20 protein-coding genes and 1 riboswitch are annotated in these 23,723 nt (G+C 54.8%); of the genes, 17 read left to right on the top strand and 3 right to left on the bottom strand.

What is annotated here, in order from left to right:
* Nucleotides 1-9: 9 nt before the first annotated feature.
* From ftsA to ACO6S1_RS19935, 13 genes are all read left to right on the top strand, one after another.
* Entirely contained in the window at nt 10-1,269 is a 1,260-nt protein-coding gene (gene ftsA, locus ACO6S1_RS19995) for a cell division protein FtsA (RefSeq protein WP_422344281.1), read from the top strand.
* A 104-nt stretch (nt 1,270-1,373) separates the two neighbouring features.
* Nucleotides 1,374-2,912 (top strand): cell division protein FtsZ, encoded by a 1,539-nt coding sequence (gene ftsZ, locus ACO6S1_RS19990; RefSeq protein ID WP_422344280.1) that lies wholly within the window; start codon nt 1,374-1,376, stop codon nt 2,910-2,912.
* 164 nt (nt 2,913-3,076) lie between these two features.
* Entirely contained in the window at nt 3,077-4,813 is a 1,737-nt protein-coding gene (locus tag ACO6S1_RS19985) for an SPOR domain-containing protein (RefSeq protein WP_422344279.1), read from the top strand.
* 16 nt (nt 4,814-4,829) lie between these two features.
* Complete coding sequence (locus ACO6S1_RS19980) at nt 4,830-5,993, top strand: deoxyguanosinetriphosphate triphosphohydrolase (protein WP_422344278.1); 1,164 nt, start codon at nt 4,830-4,832, stop codon at nt 5,991-5,993.
* Nucleotides 5,990-6,664 carry an NAD(P)H-binding protein gene (locus tag ACO6S1_RS19975; RefSeq protein WP_422344277.1) on the top strand — a complete coding sequence of 225 codons (675 nt, stop codon included), beginning with the start codon at nt 5,990-5,992 and terminating at the stop codon, nt 6,662-6,664. The genes ACO6S1_RS19980 and ACO6S1_RS19975 overlap by 4 nt, the downstream gene beginning before the upstream one ends.
* Nucleotides 6,665-6,763: 99 nt before the next feature.
* Nucleotides 6,764-6,863: riboswitch (glycine riboswitch) on the top strand.
* Nucleotides 6,864-7,031: 168 nt separating this feature from the next.
* Nucleotides 7,032-8,177 (top strand): glycine cleavage system aminomethyltransferase GcvT, encoded by a 1,146-nt coding sequence (gcvT, locus tag ACO6S1_RS19970; RefSeq protein WP_422344276.1) that lies wholly within the window; start codon nt 7,032-7,034, stop codon nt 8,175-8,177.
* A 29-nt stretch (nt 8,178-8,206) separates the two neighbouring features.
* On the top strand, nt 8,207-8,578 hold the full coding sequence (gene gcvH / locus ACO6S1_RS19965; protein WP_422344275.1) for a glycine cleavage system protein GcvH: 372 nt from the start codon (nt 8,207-8,209) through the stop codon (nt 8,576-8,578).
* A gap of 50 nt (nt 8,579-8,628) precedes the next feature.
* A complete protein-coding gene (gcvPA, locus tag ACO6S1_RS19960; protein WP_422344274.1) occupies nt 8,629-9,987 on the top strand; it encodes an aminomethyl-transferring glycine dehydrogenase subunit GcvPA in 1,359 nt (452 codons plus the stop codon).
* The gene (gene gcvPB, locus ACO6S1_RS19955; RefSeq protein WP_422344273.1) at nt 9,984-11,567 is read left to right on the top strand and encodes an aminomethyl-transferring glycine dehydrogenase subunit GcvPB; all 1,584 of its coding nucleotides are present in this window, start codon (nt 9,984-9,986) and stop codon (nt 11,565-11,567) included. The genes gcvPA and gcvPB overlap by 4 nt, the downstream gene beginning before the upstream one ends.
* A 31-nt stretch (nt 11,568-11,598) precedes the next feature.
* Complete coding sequence (locus tag ACO6S1_RS19950; RefSeq protein ID WP_422344272.1) at nt 11,599-12,585, top strand: bile acid:sodium symporter family protein; 987 nt, start codon at nt 11,599-11,601, stop codon at nt 12,583-12,585.
* Complete coding sequence (locus ACO6S1_RS19945; RefSeq protein WP_422344271.1) at nt 12,575-13,222, top strand: DUF938 domain-containing protein; 648 nt, start codon at nt 12,575-12,577, stop codon at nt 13,220-13,222. Before ACO6S1_RS19950 ends, ACO6S1_RS19945 begins: the two co-directional genes overlap by 11 nt.
* An 80-nt stretch (nt 13,223-13,302) precedes the next feature.
* Complete coding sequence (locus ACO6S1_RS19940; RefSeq protein ID WP_422344270.1) at nt 13,303-14,889, top strand: long-chain-fatty-acid--CoA ligase; 1,587 nt, start codon at nt 13,303-13,305, stop codon at nt 14,887-14,889.
* 112 nt (nt 14,890-15,001) lie between these two features.
* A complete protein-coding gene (locus ACO6S1_RS19935; protein ID WP_422344269.1) occupies nt 15,002-16,072 on the top strand; it encodes an acyltransferase family protein in 1,071 nt (356 codons plus the stop codon).
* On the opposite strand, the gene ACO6S1_RS19930 is transcribed toward ACO6S1_RS19935, so the two are convergent.
* Nucleotides 16,069-16,656, bottom strand: a complete 588-nt coding sequence (locus tag ACO6S1_RS19930) for a TetR/AcrR family transcriptional regulator (RefSeq protein ID WP_422344268.1) — start codon at nt 16,654-16,656, stop codon at nt 16,069-16,071. The two genes, ACO6S1_RS19935 and ACO6S1_RS19930, sit on opposite strands and share 4 nt — an antisense overlap.
* 116 nt (nt 16,657-16,772) lie before the next feature.
* Here ACO6S1_RS19930 and ACO6S1_RS19925 point away from each other — a divergent pair, with 116 nt between their 5' ends.
* Entirely contained in the window at nt 16,773-17,090 is a 318-nt protein-coding gene (locus ACO6S1_RS19925) for a YciI family protein (RefSeq protein ID WP_422344267.1), read from the top strand.
* 67 nt (nt 17,091-17,157) lie between these two features.
* On the opposite strand, the gene ACO6S1_RS19920 is transcribed toward ACO6S1_RS19925, so the two are convergent.
* Both ACO6S1_RS19920 and ACO6S1_RS19915 read right to left on the bottom strand, forming a co-directional pair.
* Nucleotides 17,158-18,900, bottom strand: coding sequence for an amidohydrolase (locus ACO6S1_RS19920; protein ID WP_422344266.1), 1,743 nt, complete (start codon nt 18,898-18,900; stop codon nt 17,158-17,160).
* A 53-nt stretch (nt 18,901-18,953) separates the two neighbouring features.
* Complete coding sequence (locus ACO6S1_RS19915; RefSeq protein ID WP_422344265.1) at nt 18,954-19,829, bottom strand: DMT family transporter; 876 nt, start codon at nt 19,827-19,829, stop codon at nt 18,954-18,956.
* 306 nt (nt 19,830-20,135) lie between these two features.
* Here ACO6S1_RS19915 and ACO6S1_RS19910 point away from each other — a divergent pair, with 306 nt between their 5' ends.
* The 3 genes from ACO6S1_RS19910 to ACO6S1_RS19900 are packed head-to-tail and all read left to right on the top strand — an operon-like array spanning nt 20,136 to nt 23,699.
* Complete coding sequence (locus ACO6S1_RS19910; protein ID WP_422344264.1) at nt 20,136-21,554, top strand: aldehyde dehydrogenase family protein; 1,419 nt, start codon at nt 20,136-20,138, stop codon at nt 21,552-21,554.
* Between the two features lie 55 nt (nt 21,555-21,609).
* On the top strand, nt 21,610-22,557 hold the full coding sequence (locus ACO6S1_RS19905) for a polysaccharide deacetylase family protein (protein ID WP_422344263.1): 948 nt from the start codon (nt 21,610-21,612) through the stop codon (nt 22,555-22,557).
* A complete protein-coding gene (locus ACO6S1_RS19900) occupies nt 22,554-23,699 on the top strand; it encodes an acyl-CoA dehydrogenase family protein (RefSeq protein WP_422344262.1) in 1,146 nt (381 codons plus the stop codon). Before ACO6S1_RS19905 ends, ACO6S1_RS19900 begins: the two co-directional genes overlap by 4 nt.
* Nucleotides 23,700-23,723 lie beyond the last annotated feature (24 nt).

The following is a 23,723-nucleotide window of genomic DNA, read 5'->3' as shown; positions in this document are numbered from 1 at the left end:
AACAGACACATGGCAGCACGGGTAGAAAAAATTTTTACCGCTTTGGATATCGGGTCATCCAAGATTTCAGCGATGATCGCTGGTCGGATGGACAATGGCGATATCACCGTGCTCGGAACCGGACAGCGCGCCAGTAAGGGCGTGAAGCGCGGCTATATTGCCGACACCGAACGGACTGAACTGGACGTCCGCGATGCGGTTGAGCAGGCCGAGCGAATTGCCGGCACCAATATTGATGACGTCTGGGTGAGTTTTTCGGCTGGCGGTTTGACCAGCATGCTAACGTCTGTTGAAACGGAGCTGGGCGGCCACCGCATTGAGCAAGAAGATATAGATCACTTGCTGCAGGCTGGACGCAGCAGCATCGACCCTCAGGGCAAAATGGTACTGCACGCGCAACCTGCGCTTTATACAATTGATGGCCTGGCCGGGGTGAAAAAGCCCAAGGGTCTGCATGCCGACCGGCTGGGCGTTGATATCCACGTGATTCTTGCCGACGCATCGCCAGTGCGTAATATCGATATGAGTGTGCGCGGAGCGCATCTTAATGTGAAATCCATTATTGCGTCCCCGATAGCCGCTGGCACCGCCTGCCTGTCGAAAGAGGAGCGCGAGCTGGGCGTTGCGATGGTAGAGCTGGGCGCAGAAGTTACCAATATCTCGCTATTTGCTGGTGGTATGTTGGTTGGACTCGCCACTTTGCCTTATGGTGCGGCGGATATTACCGATGACATCGCATCATCATTTGGTCTGCGGCGTGCGCAGGCCGAGCGGATCAAATGTTTCCACGGGTCGGCAACCACCAGCCCGCGTGACAATCATGACGTAATTGATCTGCAACTCGATAAAGTGGGGCCGGAAGCGGACGAAGATGGCCGTATCACCAAGGCGCAGCTTATCGGCGTGATCCGTCAGCGATTGGATCATCTCATGGGCGAAATTGGGCAGACACTGAAAGGGCTGGGCTTTACCGGGCCAGTCGGCCGGCAGGTTGTCCTGACGGGCGGCGGGGCAGAGCTGAAGGGCATTGCCGATTATGCGCAATCCGCGCTTGGTCAAACAGTACGGGTCGGACGACCGACCGGTTTGACAGCTCTTCCCGATGCCCATAGTGGTCCGGCCTTTGCTGGTCTGGCTGGTCTTGCACTTTATGCGGTGCAGGAACCCGTCGATCTCAGATCGCTTTCCGGCAGCCATCAAAACGTCCAGAAATATGCCGGTCCTGCGGTAATTGGACGGCTGATGTCGGCAATCCGGGGGAATTTTTAAGAATTTACGAAAAAAATTAACTTTTCGGGTGATTCCCACATCAAATTTGTGCAAAGCGTTACCCAAATGTTACACATCGAGTTTATGTCTGGGGAGACAGTAAAATGAGCATCAATATTGGCCCACCTGAAGTGGAAGAGTTGAAACCACGTATCGCTGTTATCGGCGTTGGCGGAGCAGGCGGCAACGCGATCGCAAATATGATCGCGGCAAAGGTTGAAGGCGTTGATTTCATCGTCAGCAATACCGATGCTCAATCGCTCAACAGCTCCCCCGCCGAACAGCGCATTCAGCTTGGGCCAGAGATTACACAGGGCCTTGGTGCCGGTTCTCGCCCGGAAGTCGGACGCGCAGCAGCGGAAGAAACGCTTGAGCTCGTCGAAAAGGCTCTCGAAGGCGCGCATATGTGCTTTATCGCGGCTGGCATGGGCGGCGGCACCGGTACGGGTGCGGCACCTGTCATTGCCAAGGCGGCGCGTGACAAGGGCATATTGACTGTCGGCGTTGTCACCAAACCATTTACTTTCGAAGGCACAAGGCGGATGAAATCGGCCAATGCCGGTATCGAAGAGTTGCAGAAAAACGTCGATACTCTGATCATCATCCCCAATCAGAACCTGTTCCTCGTCGCCAATCCCAATACGACTTTCAAAGAAGCTTTTCTGTTGGCCGACGAAGTACTGCAACAGGGCGTTCGCGGCATTACTGACCTGATGGTCATGCCTGGCCTGATCAACCTCGATTTTGCTGACGTCCGTTCCGTGATGCACGAAATGGGCAAGGCGATGATGGGCACTGGCGAAGCGGAAGGCGACGGTCGTGCACTGGAAGCGGCTGAAAAAGCCATTGCCAACCCGCTGCTCGATGGCGTGTCGATGCAGGGCGCAAAAGGCGTCATCGTTTCTATCACTGGCGGCGAAGACATGCGCCTGATGGAAGTGGACGAAGCGGCTAATCATATCCGCGAACTGGTTGATCCTGATGCCAACATCATCTGGGGCAGCGCGTTTAACGAAAATCTTGACGGCCGCATCCGCGTTTCGGTCGTTGCCACCGGCATCGATAGCGATGGTTCGGTCGCAGCACCTGCCGTCAGCTCTTCCTTCGCGATGAGTAATCCGGCGCCAGCGGCTACTTCTTTTGCTTCCACCATACCCGCCGAGGAGGAAGCCGAAGCAGATGTTCATGAGGAACAAGCGCCAGAAGAAGAGTCCGTTCTCGACATGGCTGACAGCCTTGAAACGAGCGAAGCGGAAATGGTTGTTGAACCCGAGCCCGAGCTAGAACCTCAACCGGCACCTGCACCCGCGGCAACCTATTCCGATGACGATGAACTGGAGGACGAAACCGCAGCAGCGCCGTCCTTCGCATCGCTGACACCGGGTATGGTTAGCGATGAGCCGGAAGAAGACGAGCTGGTTCTTGGGGACGAAACCATGCAGCCGGTCGATGCCGAAGAAGCAACACCCGCACCGAGCGAAGCCGCTCCGCGGGTAGCGAGCGGCGGTGGCACACTGTTTGAACGTATGTCCAATCTGACACGCGGTGGAAACAAGGCAGATGACGAAAGCGAAGACGACGATGAGGGTTCCCGGGACCCCTTGGATATTCCTCGCTTTCTGAACCGACAAAACAATCAGTAAGAGGGTGCAGCTATCGATCGGTCACAAACAGTGTTTTTTTGTCGTCTGATCGGGGCAGTTGGCCTTTCCCCCACGCATGGGCGCTTGATTTTAGAAAAATCACGCAGTTTAGTGAACCTGTGAAAAGCTTCTCAAAATATCTGATTCTGGCGGCGCTTCCGCTCATGAGTGCTGGTCCGCCATCCATGGCTGTTGCGCAGAGCAATGCAGAAACGAATACGACAGATCTGCAGGATGCGCTACGCCGCATCGCAAGAAATTCTAATGATTCTAGCGCTCTGGCTGATGCCGGACTTGCGGCTTTGGCCTTGGGCGATACCCGCGCGGCAATCGGTTTTCTGGCCAAGGCAGATCAAATCTATCCCAATAGCGGCCGTGTGAAAGCGGGTTTGGGACGTGCGCTCTTGATCGAAGAAAACCCTTTTGGAGCAATCCGTTATTTCGATGAAGCAATTGCCAATGGCATCGCACTAAAGGATATCGCGGAGGATCGTGGGCTGGCCTATGATCTGATCGGCAGAAATGCCGATGCGCAAAAAGACTATGCGGTGGCTTACCGCTACAGTCAGAATGACCGGCTTGTGAGCCGCTATGCCATTTCCCTTGGCATTAGTGGGGATATCGAGGGCGCGGAGGAAAAGCTTAGTCCCTTGCTGTTGAAAAGCGACCGTGACGCCTGGCGCAATCGGGCTTTCATACTGGCGATGAATGGCAAGAAGAAGGAAGCCAATAAAATAGCCAGCCAGACCATGCAAAAGCCGATGGCTAGGGCGATCAAACCTTTTTTTGACCGGATGCCAAATCTGACTGCCGCACAAAAGGCTGCCGCAGTGCATCTAGGACATTTTCCTGCGAGCGAAAATATCGGTGTCGATGTTGCGGCTGTTCGTTTGGCAGCCAATAGTGCAGTGCGCGGCGGCGACGGAGCTGATGCCGGACTAATTCCCGTGGGTGAACCGCTGGGTGTAGATGTAGAAAAGCCCAAAGTTCTGGCAATGCCGGATGTTTCGCCGCGTCGTCGGCCCGGTAGCAAAAGCGCAGTCAATAAAAAGAAACAGATTGCATCTCGATCTGAGTCCAATGGCCGAGTGCCGCTTGGAATGAACAGTTTGCCACCGCCAACCAGCGCACGGCCGTTGGTGAAAGCTGCCGTGGATCGACCGAACGATCCTGTGACAAAAGCGCCTGCTGCTCCAGGATTTGAGACATCTGTCGGCGGTGCCACGGAAAGTGCAGAGCGGCAGATCACTATAAAATCTCCCGGCAGCGGCAATGGAGCACCGCTGGTTTCGGAGACTGTTAGTCGGAAGGTCGATATCGGTGGCATCGCGCCGCCAAAGAAAACCGAACCTGAAGTGGTGAAAAAACCGGTTCAACTGGTCAACTTTGACCTGGCGAAAGCCGGTTCCTCTGGCGCAATGCCGCCAACGACAGCTATGGAAACTCCCGAGCCGTCCAACGTACGTCCACTATCGGCCATCATCGGTTCAATCGCTATTCCAGAGGCCGAAAAAAGGCCCGGCGTAGTTCCTGTGGACCTGTCAAAGATAACGCCTGCTGCACCGAAACCGAAGCAGGTCACAACAGCGCCCGAACCCAAAAAAATCGAAGTCAAACCAGAGCTGCCGGAGCATCCCAAGCGCTATTGGGTGCAGATTGCCACAGGCTCGGATATCAAAGCATTGGAATTTGACTATCGGAGGATGGCGAAGAAAAATGCTGAATTATTTGCAGATGTAAACGGCTGGACATCGGCATGGGGCAAGACCCGGCGTCTGGTCGTCGGTCCTTTTGATGATTTGAGCGCAGCAAAAAAGTTTGAAGCGGGTTTTCGAAAAGGCGGCGGTGATGGATTTGCCTGGGTTAGTGACAATGGCACGAAAGTGAACAAGCTGAACTAATGGCATACCCCAATTAATGACTGGTATGGCCCGCTATGCCAGTGATCCGCTCCAAAGCCGCGGACGCCTCTATGATGAAGGCCGCCCGGAAAATGACGGCAGCACTCGGGGACCTCGCGACGATTTTCAGCGCGACCGCGATCGCATCATTCACTCGATATCTTTTCGCCGGTTGCGCCACAAAACGCAGGTTTTTGTCTCGCCCGACGGTGACCATTTTCGCGTTCGTCTGACACACAGTCTGGAAGTGGCTCAGATTGGCCGGACCATTGCGCGCTCTTTGGGGCTCAATGAAGATCTGACCGAAGCGCTGTGTCTGGCGCACGATATCGGTCATCCGCCTTTTGGCCATGCCGGAGAAGATGCGCTGGAGGAAGCGCTCGCGGATTTTGGCGGCTTTGATCACAATGCGCAGACGATCCGGACGCTGACCAAATTGGAGCGGCCCTATCCACGCTGGGATGGTTTGAACCTCACATGGGAAATGCTCGAAGGTCTCGCCAAACATAATGGTCCGGTGTCCGATCCGACCTGGGCCTTGTCGGAGGCCAATGCGCCAATGAATCTTGATCTCGATAGCTGGCCGTCGCTGGAGGCCCAAATTGCGGCTGTGGCCGACGATATCGCTTATGATAATCACGATATTGACGATGGTATCAGGGCCGGGCTGCTGAGCATTGATCAGCTGCTGGTACTACCCTTTATCGCGGAACGCTGGAGTGATATCTGCACGCGCTTTCCCGACATAGACCGCGACCGTCTGGTGCCGGAACTGATCCGCGACCAAATTGGCTTGATGGTCAATAATGTGATCGAGACGACAGCGCGCCGGATCAGGGACGCGGGCATCGAAACCAGCGATGATGTGCGCAGCGCTGGCATGATGATCGGCGGTTTTTCCGATGATATGGCGACGAAGGAACGAGCGCTCAAAAAATTCATGTACGCGAATCTCTATAACCACCCTGAGCAGATGGAAGCCGCCGACAAGGCGCGGATCGTCGTTGCGGATCTGGTCACGGCCTATCGGGACAAGCCGCAGTTGATGCCGGAAAGCTGGGCAGAAACGCTGCCATCCGAGGAGCCCGAGCGCATGCGCCACATTGCCGATTTCATGGCGGGCATGACCGATCGCTATGCTAGCAACAGTCACACTGCAATTTTTGGAGATCAGGCATGACAGACCCGGTATTGATCGTTGGCGCGACGGGTTTGATCGGCAATTTGCTGGTCCGCAAGCTCATTGCCGATGGGCGAGATAACGCGCTCCATTTGCTGCTCCGCAAACCGGCAGATAAATCCTATGGCGCAGCGACTGTGCATGTCGCGCCGACTAAAGAATGGCCGGACGTTATCGCCACTGTCAAAGCAGGCCGCGCGGTGTCCTGTCTTGGCTCGACGATGAAAAAAGCGGGATCGAAAGAGGCGTTTGCCGCCGTTGATCGCGATCTGGTCGGCGCGGTCGGCAAAGCTGCCAAGGCGGCGGGTGCGCGCCAGTTTATCTCCGTTTCCTCGACGATGGCCAATGCCGAAGCTTCGAGTTTCTACCTGAAAGTCAAAGGACAGGCAGAACAACTATTGCGTTCCGAGGGCTTTGACCGGCTCGATATCATTCGCCCGGGTTTGCTGCGCGGAGAGCGGTCGGGTGATGCACGGCTTGGCGAGAGCCTGGCGATTATTGCCAGTCCGGTAATGGATCGGTTGCTGCACGGGTCTTTGCGGCGCTATCGCTCCATCGACGCGGCGGAAGTGGCATCAGCCATTGCGGCTCTTCTGGCTCAAGACAAGCCGGGCACGACTATCCATGAAAATGACGCGATATGGAAATTGGCAGGAATGACAGCGGCCTGAACTTTTTACAGCCTTCGGGCCTATCGAATCATTGACTCATACGGCACGCTCATCCACTCCTAAGACTGCTTATGATCGCCGCCTTGCAGGCATAGATCACGATGCTGTGCGGGAGAGCGTTTGCGATTCCATAGAAGGACAAGCCGCCGAAGGAGCAACCGCCCCGGAAACTCTCAGGCCAATGGACCGCACAGATTTCACAAGCACTCTGGAAAGAGAGCAAGCTCCCTTTGGGGTAAGCGTTGCTCCACCGAAGGGGTAAGTGGCTGCTGTTTGGGCACCATGAAACTCTCAGGTTCCGTGACAGAGGGGGCAGTTTTGCAGGCTTTTGCTGTGAGCTGTGCCCTTGTGACCAACGGAATTTTTGATGAGTGATAATAAAACCGAGACATTGAAGACATTGCCACTCGATAGCTGGCACCGCAGCCTTGGTGGGCGGATGGTGCCTTTTGCCGGGTATGAAATGCCGGTGCAATATGAAGGCGTAATGGCCGAGCATCTTTGGACCCGAGAAAATGCCGGATTGTTCGATGTGAGCCATATGGGTCAGGTGCAGCTGAACGGTAAAGGCGCCGCCGAGGCGCTGGAGGCGATTACCCCGGGTAACATTTCGGCACTGGGCGCTGGCAAAATCCGCTATACGTTGCTGCTGGCACAGGACGGCGGAATTCTCGACGACCTGATGGTCACCAATACCGGGCGCAATCTCTATCTGGTGGTGAACGGCGCGACCAAACATGACGACATTGCTTATATGCGCGGCCAACTACCTGAGCATATCACGCTCGACCATATGGAAGACGCTGCGTTGCTCGCCCTGCAGGGGCCAAAAGCCGCTGATGCGCTGGCCAAGCTGAATATCCAGCCATTGGAAGCTGGCTGGCCCGCTCCCAGTGAGCTCTATTTCATGGAAGCGGGGCCGTTTCTCTGGGGCGACATTCCGCTCGGCATTAGCCGGTCGGGCTATACCGGCGAAGATGGATTTGAAATCAGCGTTCCGGCGGAGCACGCGGAAAAACTGGCCGTAGCCCTATGTGCGATGGATGAAGTGAAGCCCATCGGTCTTGGCGCGCGCGATAGCTTGCGGCTGGAAGCTGGGCTGCCGCTTTATGGACATGACATGGACGCCAATGTGCTGCCGGTCGAAGCGAATTTGAACTTTGCCCTTTCCAAAGCGCGGCGGGAAGAAGCCAATTTCGCTGGCGCAGAGCGGGTATTGGCGCAATATCCGAATAAGGCTGATAAAAAACGCGTTGGCCTGTTCGTCAATGGCCGTCAGCCGGTCCGCGAGGGCGCGAGTGTTGTCGACGCCGATGATAAGGTGAATGGCGCCGTGACCAGTGGCGGTTTCTCGCCAACGCTGCAAAAGCCGATTGCCATGGCTTATGTCCCGGCGGCGCTATCGGAAACCGGGACAGAAATCATCGTGGAACAACGCGGCAAACTTATAACCTGCACCGTCGCAGACATGCCCTTTGTGCCGCATAACTATCACCGCAAACCGAAATTATAGACAATTAGAAGAGGGAAAAGGACGAGACTATGAGCCGATATTATACGGATGAGCATGAATGGGTGGATGTTGAAGGCGAAACAGCAACCGTTGGAATTACCGATTACGCGCAGGAGCAATTGGGCGACATTGTATTCGTCGAAACGCCTGAAATTGGTGCGGAACTGGATCAAGGCGATGACGCCGCTGTGGTTGAATCCGTGAAGGCCGCATCGGACGTTTACGCTGCGGTTTCCGGAACGGTGGTCGAAGTGAATGAAGCACTGGAAGACGAGCCGGCGCTGGTTAACAGCTCAGCTGAAGAAGATGGCTGGTTTTTCCGACTGACCCTGTCTGACATGTCGGAACTCGAAGATCTGATGGATGAAAAGGCTTACAAGGCGTTCGTCGAAAATCTCTAATGAATGAGCCCTTTCTTTCTATGTGAAGGGCTTAAGCAAGGAAGAAGAAAATGCGTTATCTACCTCTAACTCCCCAAGATCGACAGGACATGCTGGCGACAATTGGTGCGAATAGCATTGATGATCTTTTCGTCGATGTGCCCAAGGAAGTGCAGCTGGATGGTCCAGTCCGCGACTTGCCCGTGCACGCAGGGGAAATGGCAGTTGAAGCGCATATGAAAAGCCTTGCCAGGAAAAATTTGGCGGCCGGTGATATGCCGTTTTTTCTGGGGGCAGGGGCTTATCGCCACCATGTTCCTGCCAGCGTTGATCATATCATCCAGCGCGGCGAGTTTCTGACTGCCTATACGCCCTATCAGCCGGAAATTGCGCAGGGGACATTGCAGACCCTGTTTGAATTCCAGACACAGGTAGCGCGCCTTTTCGGCGTCGATGTTGCCAATGCGTCCATGTATGATGGTTCCACAGCCTGCTGGGAGGCGATTGTCATGGCGCGGCGGATTACCAAGCGCGGCAAGGTGATTCTGTCCTCTGGCCTGCACCCGCATTATGTGTCTGTCGCGGAAACGATGGCGCGTTTCACCAAGGACCAGTTGGTTAACGCAGCACCGACATTGGAAGCGGCGACCGACGGCGCAAAATTACTCGACCAGATTGATGACGATACCAGCTGTGTCGTGGTGCAATATCCTGACATATTGGGGCGCATATCGGATATGTCAGCGCTGGTTGAAAAAGCGCATAATCACAAGGCCTTGCTGATCGCTGTGGTCACGGAACCCGTGGCTTTGGGCGCGATTACATCGCCCGGTCAAATGGGAGCCGATATCGTGGTAGGGGAAGGCCAGTCGCTCGGCGTCGGCCTGCAATTTGGCGGACCTTATGTTGGCCTGTTCGGCTGCAAGCAAAAATATGTTCGCCAGATGCCCGGACGACTTTGCGGCGAGACCGTGGATTCCGAAAGCAAGCGCGGCTTTGTGCTGACGCTGTCTACACGCGAACAGCATATCCGGCGCGAGAAAGCGACCTCGAATATCTGCACCAATAGCGGGCTTTGTGCTTTGGCCTTTACTGCGCATATGACCTTGCTGGGCGAAAAGGGGCTGCGAGAGCTCGCGATGCTCAACCACAAAAAGGCGGTTGCTGCAGCGGATCGCTTAACAAAAATTGACGGCGTATCGGTGCTGAATGAGAGCTTTTTCAATGAGTTCACGCTGGTTCTTGATAAAGACACACGGCCGATTGTGCGCAAGCTTGCGGATCAGAAAATCCTGGCTGGCGTATCGCTAGGTCGGCTTTATCCGGACGAGGGTAAACTGGCGCATGGATTGATTGTAGCGGTGACGGAAACGACCAGCGACGAGGATGTCGAGATACTGGCGACTGCTCTGGAAGGAGAATTGGCATGAACATGTTGACCGAAGGCCGTCCGACCAAACAGGAAGCCAATATCGCTATGCCGGAGCCAGGCGCGGTACAGACCCATACCGGAAATCGTGCCTTGATGGTCGATGAACCATTGATTTTCGAGACCGGATCACCGGATCGCAGTGGTGTCGATTTACCAGAAGCACCGGCGGTAGACAGCCGCCTGGGAGGCCTTGAGCGCGATGACGCAATTGGCATACCGGGCCTATCCGAAGCCGAAACCGTGCGTCACTACACCCGGCTCAGCCGCCAGAATTATGCGATTGATGTCGGCCTGTTTCCTCTCGGAAGCTGCACCATGAAGCATAATCCGCGGCTCAATGAGAAAATGGCGCGGTTAAAAGGCTTTTCAGACATTCACCCGTTGCAGCCCGTGGACAGTGTGCAAGGCGCGCTTGGTCTTATTGATGAACTCGCGACTTGGCTTAAAACATTGACCGGCATGCCTGCCGTGGCGATGAGTCCAAAAGCGGGTGCGCATGGCGAGCTATGCGGCATCCTTGCCATCCGTTCGGCGCTCGAAGCGCGCGGCGATGCGCGGGAAGTCATATTGGTTCCGGAAAGCGCTCATGGCACCAACCCGGCGACGGCGGCATTTGCAGGTTACAAGGTTGAGGATATTCCCGCCAACGCCGATGGTCGCGTTGATCTCAATGCGCTGAAAGCCCGCCTTGGCCCCGATGTGGCGGGCGTGATGATCACCAATCCCAATACGTGCGGGCTCTTCGAACCGGATATGAAAGCTATTTCCGACGCGGTGCATGAAGCAGGCGGTCTGGTCTATTGTGATGGCGCTAATTTCAATGCGATAGTCGGCCGTGTGCGTCCGGGCGATCTGGGTATTGATGCTATGCATATCAACCTGCACAAAACCTTCTCGACTCCGCATGGCGGCGGTGGACCGGGTTCCGGGCCCGTTGTCTTCTCCGAAGCATTGGCACCTTTCGCGCCCTTGCCCTTTGTCGAAAAATCAGAGGACGGGCATTTTCGACTTGTCGAAGAGGAAACTGCGGAAGAGCATCATGCCAGCAGCTTTGGCCGGATGGTCGCTTTTCATGGTCAGATGGGGATGTTTACCCGGGCTCTCACCTATATGCTCAGTCACGGAGCAGATGGCCTGAAGCAGGTAGCCGAGGATGCGGTACTCAATGCCAATTATGTGCTGCGCAGTCTGGAAGATGTCCTCGATGCGCCATTCGCGAAATCCGGACCTTGCATGCATGAAGCCTTGTTCTCGGATAAGGGCTTTACCAATGGCCTGACCACGCTGGATCTCGCAAAAGGCCTGATCGACGAAGGCTATCACCCAATGACCATGTATTTCCCATTGGTGGTGCACGGCGCGATGTTGGTGGAGCCAACCGAAACCGAAAGCAAGGCGGCGATTGACCAGTTTATCGGCGCCCTGCGGTCGGTGGCAGAACGCGCGAAAGCGGGCGACGAGTTGCTAAAATCCGCGCCGCATTTCGCCCCTCGCCGACGGCTGGACGAGACGCAGGCGGCCCGCAAACCGATTTTGGTCTGGCAAGAACCGGAGGAATATGCTGAAGCAGCCGAGTAAAGGCTGACGGACAGCCGGTTTTGGGGGCAATATGATACAGCGCTTAACAAACCTGTTTGCGCTGTGGACGGTCCTCGGCACAGCCTGGGCGTGGTTCATACCGGAGCATTTTCTCTGGGTGGTGGACGGACGTTTCCGGCCATTGGGCCAACCGCTGATCAGCGTCATGCTCGGGCTGATCATGTTGGGCATGGGCCTGACGCTGTCCTTTGAAGATTTCAAGCGGATCGCCCGTATTCCTAAATGTGTTGCTGCGGGTGTTGTCTTGCAATTCACGATTATGCCGCTTGCGGGAATAGCTATTGCGATGCTGGCGGGTCTGGAAACCGGACTGGCGGTCGGGCTGATCCTTGTCTCCTGCTGTCCGGGCGGCACGGCATCCAATGTTGTGGCCTATCTCGCCAATGCCAATCTCGCGCTGTCGGTGACGATGACCATGGCCTCGACATTGATTGCTGTTTTCGCCACTCCGCTGCTTACCGGATGGCTAGCGGGGAAATTTGTCGAGATTGATCAGTGGAACCTGTTCATCAACATGGTGTCGATTGTGCTACTGCCGGTGATAGTCGGCGTGCTGCTCAATCGCTATTTTTCCAAAGCAACGGCGAAAATCGCAATTGTATCTCCGCTTGCATCAGTAATCGTGATTGTGTTGATCGTCGGTGCCATCATCGCTAATTCCAAAGCGCTTATACAGGAACATTTTGGTATATTGATGCTGGCCGTTCTGCTGCTTCATATTTTCGGGTTCGGACTGGGTTATCTCCTGACCCGGGCTTTGGGATTTGGTGCCGGAGAGCGACGGACAATCAGTATTGAAGTCGGTATGCAAAATAGTGGTCTGGGGTCCAGTCTTGCATCAACGCCAGCCTTCGCCGCGCAATTTGCAAATCCGGTGCAAGCGGCTCTGGCGCCTGTTCCCAGTGCCATTTCTGCCGTCTATCATGTTGTCATCGGCAGTTTTCTAGCCGCGATCTGGCGGCGGCAACCTATTGAGGAGCGCTTTTATGACAAATGAGGGCGATTCAAACTCATGGTCCCGCGATCAAACAGCCGCCGAGGATGTAAAGCACGCCCCCGCCACTCTCCGCAACCGCGATGCGATTATTGCGGTGCTGCAGAATGTGTTACCCGACAGAGGCACAGTGTTGGAAATAGCCAGCGGTACGGGCGAACATGTGGTCTATTTCGGTGAGAAATTCCCAAACCTGATATGGCAACCTAGCGATCCTGACCCAGATGGTTGTCGTTCCATCGCCGCCTGGACGAAGCGGGCAGGGGTGGGCAATGTCCTGCCGCCACTACAGCTTGATGCGCTCGCGCCCAGATGGGATGTTGCCAAACCGGCTGCTATTCTGTGCATCAACATGGTCCATATCGCGCCTTGGGAGGCGTCTATCGGGCTATTTGAGAAGGCAGCGCTCCTGCTAGAGCCGGGTAGCGCTTTCTACCTCTACGGCCCTTATTTTCGCGGTGATGCGCCCACGGCACAGGGAAATCTCGACTTTGACCGCAGCCTTAAAAGCCGCAATTTACGGTGGGGCATTCGGGAAGTTGATGACATGGATGCGTTGGCCACGAAAAACGGGTTTACGCGCACCGACCTCGTTGAAATGCCTGCCAATAACCTGTCGCTGATTTATCGGCGCGACTGACCTTTCGGCCGCAGCGTCAATGCTCTTGCCTTGATTTAGGCGACCGCTTAACGTCGCGCAAAAGAGATTAAGGAGTGGGCATGTCAAACGAAACACCAGAAATCCGCCGGTGCATGGGATCATCTATCGCTTATTGGGCAGAGCGCCTGCCAGACAATATCGCGCTGGACGATGCGGCGGGGGCGGTGACCTATGCCGAACTCGACCGGATTGTCACCGATTATGCCCGCGCCTTTAGCGGTTCCGGTCTCAAAAAAGGCGACCGTATCTGCTGGCTCGGCAAGAACAGCGCGCTCTATTTCACGCTATTTGCCGCCGCTAGCCGTGCAGGCGCCGTCATCGCGCCGATTGGATGGCGTCTTGCCGCGCCGGAAGTTGCTTATGTTTTGAAAGATTCGCAGGCCGTGATGGTAATCTGCGAACCGGAATTTGCCGAAACCGCGAAGCGGGCTGCGGCCGAAACGGCTACGGTCAAAACCATATTGGTGGCGGGCGAGGCGGACGGCCTGCAGTCGCTTGATGCATGGATGGATGAGACTCAGCCGGGCGAATTGCCTGCCACCGATCCGGCAGAGGGCGTGCTCCAGCTCTACACATCCGGCACCACCGGTAATCCAAAGGGTGTGGTGCTGACTAATGACAATCTGTTCAAAATGCGCCCGCTGGTCGAGGACAAGCCGGAACATGCGTGGATTGATATTGGCCCGGACGACAGCACACTGGCGGTGATGCCCTGCGCGCATATTGCGGGGTCCGGCATTGGTCCGATTGCTTTTTATAACGGCGCCACAATGATGGTCATTCCGGAATTTCATCCTGATACTGTGCTCGATTGCGTGGACAAGGGGCTGAACCAGTTTTTCCTCGTGCCAACCGCGCTGCAGATGCTGGTCAATTGGCCGCGCGCCAAGGAAACGGATTTTTCCAGTGTGCGGTCGGTAACCTATGGCGCCGCGCCGATCCCGCTGGAACTGCTGCGCCAGTGCATCCAGACCATGCCGCAGGCCTTATTCTGCCAGCAATATGGCATGACCGAAACGACCGGCACTGTGTGCATCCTGCCGCCTGAAGATCATGATCCGGAAGGTAACGAGCGCATGCGCGGCATCGGTATCCCGTTGCCCGGCGTGGAGCTGCGCATTGTGGACGAGCAGCACAATGAAGTTCCCCCCAATACTATCGGAGAAATTGCCACACGATCCGGTCTTAACATGCTGCATTATTTCAATAATCCGGAAAAGACCGCCGAGACCGTGGATAGCGACGGCTGGCTCTATACCGGCGATGCTGCGATCATGGACGAAGACGGCTATTTCTACATCAAGGACCGGGTGAAGGACATGATCATCTCCGGCGGCGAGAATGTCTATCCAGCCGAAGTTGAGAACGCGATTTTCGGTCACCCGCAAGTGAACGAAGTCGCGGTAATCGGCATACCCGATGACAAATGGGGCGAGGCGGTAAAGGCGGTCGTTTCGCCCAAACCCGATGCGGGTGAGATTGATGCTGACAGCGTCATCGCTTGGGCCAGGGAACGCATTGCTGGCTTCAAGGTGCCCAAATCGGTTGATGTGATCCCGGAATTGCCCCGTAATGCGAGCGGCAAGATTTTGAGAAGAGAGTTGCGTGCACCCTATTGGGAAGGCAAAGAGCGCGGGGTGAATTAGACGCCAACATGGCAGCTTGCTCGGCAGGCAAAACAGGGGATGGGGAAATTCTTAATCGATTGTGCCAACATTTTGGGGCAGATTTTGCCCTGTCGTCGTTTAGCGCTTGTCTATGTCGCTAGGCAAAGAGGGTGAAGTCCATTCACCAGTAAATAAAGCGAATCACATTAGCGGATTGGACGGCATTCGGGCCTCTGCCGTGCTTATCGTGATATTGTCTCATGTCGGTTTGAACCAGTTTGTTCCCGGACAATTTGGTGTCACGATATTCTTCTTTTTGAGCGGATATCTGATCACGACACTTTTGCGCAGGGAAATGGAGCGAACCGAGACCGTTAGCCTGAGGGGCTTTTATTTCCGGCGTGTTGTCAGAATTGTTCCACCGATGATCATTGCGATTTTCATAGTGCTGGTCCTCGCGCAATTAGGACAGTCTCTGGCAGAGATTTCCTATGAATATCTGGTCTGGGATTTCCTGTTTCTTACCAATTACGCCATGTATTTCGAGCAGTATAGCGGCCTGTTATATCCGCTCTGGTCATTAGGCGTTGAAGAGCATTTCTACATGCTTTTCCCGGCTTTTTACCTGCTTCTGGCGCGGCGATTGTCCAGTCACCAGATTGCTTTGGTCTGTCTGGGGCTATGTGTTTTCGTGCTTGGGGTGCGCCTGGTGAGCTATCAGCTGATGGAAGACCCACAATATATTTTGATCATGACCCATACGAGGATTGATTCCATTCTTTTCGGATGTTGTCTGGCATTGTGGAATAATCCCGTGATGGACGAGAAAGATCATTTTACAGTAAGTTGGCTGGCGATTTTTGGGGCGTCACTGGTCCTCTTGAGCACATTTTTGATCCGAGATGAGTTCTTCCGTCAAACCTTCCGTTACACGCTGCAAGGTATCGGGTTGTTTATCGCCTTCAACTTCGTGATCCGGGACCGAGGGTGGATTGCTGCGATTCTAAATTCTGTTCCAATGCGGTGGACGGCTTTGTTTTCTTACACCCTTTATCTCTTGCACGTTCCGATCATCACGCTTGTCTACAAAAATGCTACTGACATACCGGTGGCCATGCAGTCATTGATTGGGATAATATTGGCGTTTGCGTTGTCAGCGGCTGTTTATGCATGGGTCGAAAAACCGCTGGCCAAGTGGAAAAGCAAGAAACGGACTTTCTAACTCGCCAACTGGTCCAAAGCAAAGCTCTCTGCGGCACTTCGCACCTCTTCAGCCAATGCTGAATCGGGGAGCGATCTGGCAATAACCATCCCGCCCACGCACAAGGCAGCCAGTGACAAGGCGCGCTGTCGTGATTCATCGTCTTTCTCACCAATGCCGGTCTCAAACAATCCAACCATTGCTTTCAACAGTTCAGAGTAAGACGTCTGCACCTGCGGATTGGAGCGTGCGATGTCCGAGGGCAAAGCGATCATCGGGCATTGTCCATCAATATCGCCCAAATGTTCCGACGACAGATAGCCGGATATCATCTGACGGACCATGTCCTCTCCGGGCGAATTTGGATCAACGCCAGCATTTTTTCGCCATTCAGCGCCGCGGCCATGAAGAAAGCTGGATATCGCGGCGTGGTGGAGCTGTTCTTTGGTCTTGAAATGATTGTAGAATCCGCCACGGGTCAGTCCCGCATTCTCCATCACCATGTCGATCGTGACATCCTGAAAGCCGTGCCGGTTGAACAGTACCCGCGCGGATTCGATGATCTTGGCCCGTGTCTGCTGTTTGTGTTCTACACTGTAAGGCATTGATATGCTCTCCGTTTCACGGAACCATAGAAGGTTTTTAAAAATGTTCTTTAACATATTTAGATCGGCGCAATAAAGGCTCTTCCAAACTAAAAAAATCAGAGAAGGAGAATGAAATGCAGAAATTTATTTTGGCCTATCATGGCGGCAAGACCTCGATGACACCGGAAGAGGGTCAGCAGCACATGCAGAAATGGATGGCGTGGATGGATAGTCTTGGCGATGCAGTTGTAGATCGCGGACTTCCCGTCGGTCCATCAGTGACGGTAAGTTCTGATGGTGTGTTGGAAGATGGCGGGGCGAACCCACTGTCCGGAATCACGATCATTCAGGCCGAAAGCCAGGAGGCTGCCATCGCTATGACGCAAAAATCTCCGCATCTTGACATTGGCGGAACCATCGATCTGGCGCCGGCGATGGAGATGCCGATGTAAGGGAAGCGCCGACAGCCTCACGCGCGATTATCGAAAACCGGATTAGGTCGCGGTCAATAAGCCATGTCTACTCCGCCGGGAACCATTGGCCCTCGAATATCACGCCTTGTACCTGCACCTCCTGCAGCTTGGCGGCCCCGCCTTGATAGGGGTCACGATCCAGCACAGTAAAATCGGCCTTCTTGCCAGTGGCTATGGAACCGACCATCGCATCAAGCCCGATGACCTGCGCCGCTTCTATGGTGATGGCGCGCAGGGCTTTATCGAGGGACAGCTTTTCTTGCGGTGCCTTGGCATTGCCATCCAGCGTGATCCGGTTGCTCGCCACCCAGGCGAGGTAGAGCGGGTCAATCGGCGCCATGTTAAAGTCACTATGCAAACCGAGCGGAACACCCTTGCGTTCGAGTGAGCCGAGCCGGCTCATCTGCGCTGCACGGTCGGGACCCATGCCGGTCTTGGCATAGGTATCGCCGAGAATACGGATATAATTGGGTTGGGCAGAGACATAGAGACCCATTTCACCGATCCGCCGGTTCTGCGCCTCGGTAGAGTAACCGAGATGCTCCATAACAATGTCCTGGCCATTTTTGACCGATAATTTCTCTGTGATATCAAGTACGATATCGAGGCCTTTGTCACCATTGACGTGGGTATGGAGGTTCCAGCCTGCATCCCAGAATCGCTGTGTCTGTTTCAGCAATTCATCCGGTTCGGTCAGCCATTTGCCTTCATGGCCATCGCTATAACCAGGCGGATTCATCTGCATATATTGGGCAAAAAAGGCGCCATCGGCGAACAGCTTTACCCGGTTGGAGAAGAAGAATTTATCGCTTTCATATTTGGCTTTCATATCCTTTAGCCAGACATTCGGATCGCCTGTTACTAGCGGCGCAACCGGAATGGCGAGAATTCGCGAAGGGGTTGTCTGTAGATCGTAAAGGCTCTTGAACAGCTGCGATTCCATCTCCGGTCCACCAAATCCGCCAAAGGCAAGATCGGCACTGGTGGTCACGCCGTTTTCCAGCATCATCTGGCGCATATCGGCGAGGCCCTGCTGTACTTTTGCGGGAGAGAAGAGATAGGGACGGAGTTTGTCGATGCCGTTGAACAGCGCGGTTTCATGAATAACACCACTCGCAAAGTCGGCATGTCCGGGGTCGATCTGGGGTTTGTCAAATTCGGCCTTGAAAGCTTCAGCAGTGCCGATGCCGAGTAAGTCGAGGGCCTTTGAATTTGCGATAATTTCATGAAAACTGCGCTGCCAGATCACCACCGCGCGATCGGGCGAAATGCGGTCCAGTGCCGCGCGGTCCATATCCCCATGAAACAGTTTATGATGACCCCAGGTGATGAAAAGCTCGTCCTGACTTTTTGCCAGTTCTTCCCGCAACCGCCGTTCGTAGGCCGCCTTGCCGCGCGCTGCGGGATAGGTCTTGCCCGGCAGCTCCCATGCTTCAGGGCTGATGAAGGGGATAGGCAGCATCATGATCGTCTGCATCGGGTGGATATGCGGCTCGACAAAACCGGGCATCAAAATCTTGTCGGCAAAGCGCCGGTCGACGGTTACATCCCGGCGGTCGGTCCACGGATCGAGCTCTTCGATCTCTTGCGCAAGGGCGAGGATGATACCATCCGCAGTGGCTACAAATCTGGCCTCGGGATAACCCGGTTCCATGGTAATGATCCTGGCGGCTTCGTAAATTGTTACTTGGGGATAGGGCGGAGCTGCGGGTGGTTCATTAGCCGCTGCTATACCCGAAAAGGCTATCATTGCCCAAAATGCGGCTGCCTGGCGCCAAAAATACTGCATATCTCTCTCCCCTGGCATGGAAGCTATGCGCTTTACACCGGCTTGCCAAGCTATCAGTTTTTGGAGTGAACCTGACGCGTTTCGCGGACATGCTCACGCCAGGCGATGAACAGGCCGGATCCGATGATGATCGGCGCACCAATCAGGATGGATAGGCCCGGCCATTGGCCGAATATGATGATGCCGATGATCGTCGCCCAGAGCAGCGCGCTATAATCCATGGGCATGATCGTCGATACGGGCGCGAAGCGCAGCGATTGCGTGATTGTCAGCTGGCCAATAGCACCGAATATCCCGACGCCAAGCAAATAGCCCCATGTCTTGGCGTCATGCCCACCGCCATAGATATAGGCGCAAACGGCCAACGCTGGCAGGGTGTAGACCGAGAACCAGAATATCGTAACTATGCTGGTTTCGGTTCGGCCAAGCATCCTGATGACCAATGTTACTGACGCCGTGACCAATGCCCCGATCAAAGCGACGGTCGCGCCGAACGCAGGGATCAGGTTGCCACCTGGCTGGATAACGACCAATACGCCGATAAAGCCGATCAGGATCGCCGACCACCGCCGGATACCGACCTTTTCACGGAGGATGACGGTAGCGAATAGCGTTGCAAAAATCGGCACGGTAAAGCTGATCGTCGTTGCATCGGCCAGCGGCAGTAGTGTCATGGCCCAGAAATTGAGGCCCATCGCGAATATTCCGAGCGCAGACCGCAAGATATGAAGCTTGTGTTTGTCGGATTTGATCGCAGGCCATCCTGCCGTGCTGCGCCAAATCAGGAAACAAATGAGCGGCATTGCGGTTAACTGCCGATAAAAGAGGCTTTCGGTGACATGGACACCTTGCTGTCCGGCGAGCTTCACGAAAGCGAACATAATGGCAAGCGACAGCATCGCGGCCAATCGGGTAATTATACCAGCCATCGGCCGGTTTTGGCCGACTATGGTTGATGGAGCCGGCGTTGGGTCCACCGGTGCTTTATCTAAAACATCAGTTGTCATTTGGTGGTTAGAATGGTGGTGAAGTGGCTCATTTTGCTGACGATAGGCGCAATCGGATTGACAAAGCAATTGCGTATCACGGTGGAGCTTTGTTGCTTTTGTAATTTAATTGCGCGCAGCGTTGCATGCTTATCGGCGGTGAATTATATATATCGGTAAAGATAATGCCGGTTCAACGAGTCCTTTTGCGTTGATTTTCGGGCAAAAACATAATTTCAGGAGCTTTCTATGCTGGACACAACCACCAACCCACAGGATCCCGTCGTGGAAGAAGTCGCCGAATTGGTCGCGCGGTCGCGTGCAGCACAGCAGCAGATTGAAAATTACACGCAGGAACAGGTCGACGAACTGATCCGTGCGATGGTGTGGGCAGTTGCCGAGGAATCCGTCGCCGAGAAAATTGCGCAACACACGGTTGATGAAACGCAGCTTGGTAATTATGACGGCAAATATCTGAAGATTTTCCGTAAGACCCGGGCGACCCTGTTTGATATTATCGATGATAAATCCGTTGGCATTATTGAGGAAGATCACGAGCGCAACATCGTAAAAATCGCCAAGCCAGTTGGCGTTATCGGCGCATTGTCGCCATCGACCAATCCGGAAGCCACGCCAGTGATTAAAGCGATCTCAGCGGTCAAAGGGCGTAACTCGATCATTGTGGCTCCCCATCCTCGCGCCAAGCTGACAAACAAACTGATTTGTGACCTGATGCGCGACGCGATTGTCAAAATGGGCGCACCGGCTGATCTGGTTATCAGCATTGATGTGCCTTCGGTTGAGAAAACGAACGAATTGATGCGGCAATGTGACCGGGTGCTGGCCACAGGCGGTGGCGCGATGGTGACGGCAGCTTACTCCAGCGGCACACCTGCTTTAGGTGTTGGCGTCGGCAACGCAGTCATTACCGTGGACGAGAGCGCTGACCTGGAAGATGCCGCCGAAAAAATCCGGATTTCCAAGACACTGGACCTCGCGGCGAGCTGTTCTTCAGACAATAGTGTGATCTTGGTCGATGCCATTTACGACGAGATGGTCGAAAAGCTGAAACATCAGGGCGGCTATCTCTGCAATGAAGAAGAGAAACAGAAATTGCAGGATGCGCTGTGGCCTGATGGTAAATTCAATACCGCAATTGTTGCGCAACCGGCTGAAAAAATCGCTGGCATGGCTGGATTCAATCTGCCGGAAGGACGGACCTTCTTCATGGTGCCGGAAACCGGTTTTGGCCCGGACTTTCCTTTCTCTGGTGAAAAACTGACCGTCATCATGGCGCTTTACCGCGCTGCCGATATTGAAGAAGCCATTGAGCTGACCAACAATATCCAGGCCTATCAGGGGCAGGGGCATAGTTGTGGTCTCTACTCGCGGTCAGACGAGAATATCATGAAGCTTGCCAACGCGACCCGCACATCCCGCGTGATGGTGAATCAGCCGCAATCGGCCTCCAACAGCGGAAACCTCTGGAATGGCATGCGTCAGACATTTTCGCTCGGCTGTGGCAGCTGGGGCGGCAATGGTACGAACAACAATATTACCTGGCGCGATCTGATCAATGAAACCTGGGTTTCCAAGCCACTTGCGGTATCCAAGGAATTACCTTCCGACGAAGATTTGTTCGGCGACGTGATGCGGAAACTGGCATAGCGTCGTAGTTGCCGATAGGAGGTGCCTTTCTAACAAGAAAGGAATCAGTCCTACCATGATGCGCTTCTTATTCATCTTGATGGCAAGCCTTGGTCTCGCCTTACAACCTGCTGTTGCAGAAAAACGGATTGCGATCAGTTTTGACGATGTTCCGCGGCATGCCGGCGGTTTCTTTACGTCGGACGAGCGGGCGATAAAGCTTATCGCTGCATTGGCCGAAGCGGGTGTCGAGCAGGCGGGATTTTTCGTGACCACCGGCAATCTCGACAAGCCGGATCGGGAAGGCGGAGAGGAACGGATCCGCGCCTATGTGGCGGCGGGGCACGTGATTGCGAACCATACCCATACCCATCCCTGGCTGTGGAAGACCGAAACGGCGGACTATATCGCCGAGATTGATCGGGCCGAAAAATGGCTGAAAGGCCGGGACGGTTACCGGCCCTGGTTCCGCTTTCCCTATCTTGATGAAGGACGCCGCGATCTGGAGAAGCGCGATGCGATCCGCCAGGCACTGGCCGAGCGCGGCCTTAGCAACGGCTATGTGACAGTCGATAATTATGACTGGCACATTGACTATCTGGCGTCGCAAGCCGCCAAGGCAGGCAAGACCATGGACATGGACGCGCTGCGCGATCTCTATGTCGAAACCATGGTCGATACCGCTAATTTTTATGACGATATTGCGGTGCGGACGACAGGCCGCTCTCCGGCCCATGTCCTGCTGCTGCACGAGACAGACATTGCAGCGCTGTTCATTGATGACCTGGTGCGGGGACTGGTGGCGGACGGCTGGGAAATTATCACCATGGATGCGGCCTACGAAGACCCGATTGCCGCAATCGAACCCGATACCTGGTTTCTCGGCAGCGGCAGGGTCGCGGCCATGGCGCATATTAAGGGCATCACGCCCCGCGAACTTGTGTATGAGCGGACCGACGAAGATGTTTTGAACCGGCTTTTCGCCGAGCGGGTTTTGAAAGAAGAATGGAACGACAAGAAATGACTGATCAATTCTCCCTGACCGAAGACCAGTTTGCCATTCAGGATATGGCCCAGAAATTCACGGCCGATGCCATCACGCCCCATGCCGGTGAATGGGATGAAAAGCATATCTTCCCGCGCGATGTGATCAAACAAAGTGCTGATCTGGGTTTTGGCGGGATTTATGTGTCGGAAGAATCTGGCGGGATCGGGCTTGGCCGGCTGGAAAGCGCGATCATCATGGAAGCGATGGCGTACGGATGCCCTTCTACCAGCGCCTTCATCTCGATCCATAACATGGCAGCATGGATGATCGATACCTTCGGTGCGCAGGCGGTGAAGGATAAATATCTCCCTGATCTAATCAGCATGGACAAGATTTCCAGCTATTGCTTGACCGAACCGGGGGCCGGTTCCGATGCCGCTTCGCTGAAAACCAAGGCGGTCCGAGATGGTGATTACTATGTCGTCAGCGGCTCAAAAGCCTTTATCTCTGGCGGCGGCGAAAACGAACTCTATGTCACGATGACACGGACCTCGGACGATGGCGCGAGCGGCGTAACTTGCCTTGTTATCGAGAAAGATATGGAAGGCGTCAGTTTCGGCGCGAATGAGAAAAAGCTCGGCTGGCACTCGCAACCCACAGCGCAGGTCAATTTCGATAATGTCCGAGTGCCGGTGGAGAACCGGGTTGGCGGCGAAGGCGAGGGCTTTCGTATTGCGATGGCGGGGCTTGATGGCGGTCGGTTGAATATCGGAGCCTGTTCGCTTGGCGGAGCGCAACGCTGCCTCGACGAGGCGGTGGCCTATACCAAAGAGCGCAAGCAATTTGGCAAGAGCATCAGCGATTTTCAGAATACACAGTTCATGCTGGCCGATATGGCGACCGATCTCGAAGCCTCCCGCGCGCTGCTTTATATGGCCGCAGTAAAGGTCACGCAGGGCGCGCCGGACAAAACGAAATTTGCCGCCATGGCCAAGCGCCTGGCTACCGACAACGGCTCCAAAATTGTCAATGATGCGCTGCAGCTTTTTGGCGGCTATGGCTATTTGCAGGACTACCCGATCGAGCGCTTTTGGCGCGATCTGCGCGTGCATTCGATTCTCGAAGGCACCAACCAGGTCATGCGCATGATTGTGTCGCGTGAAATGCTCAGGCAATAAGCCTATCCCAAGATTAGAAAGACA

This window comes from Parasphingorhabdus sp. (genome assembly GCF_965233695.1).
Classification (GTDB): Bacteria; Pseudomonadota; Alphaproteobacteria; order Sphingomonadales; family Sphingomonadaceae; genus Parasphingorhabdus.
The sequence above is the reverse complement of the archived record's forward strand: the minus strand, read 5'-3'. Positions and strand labels throughout refer to the sequence as shown.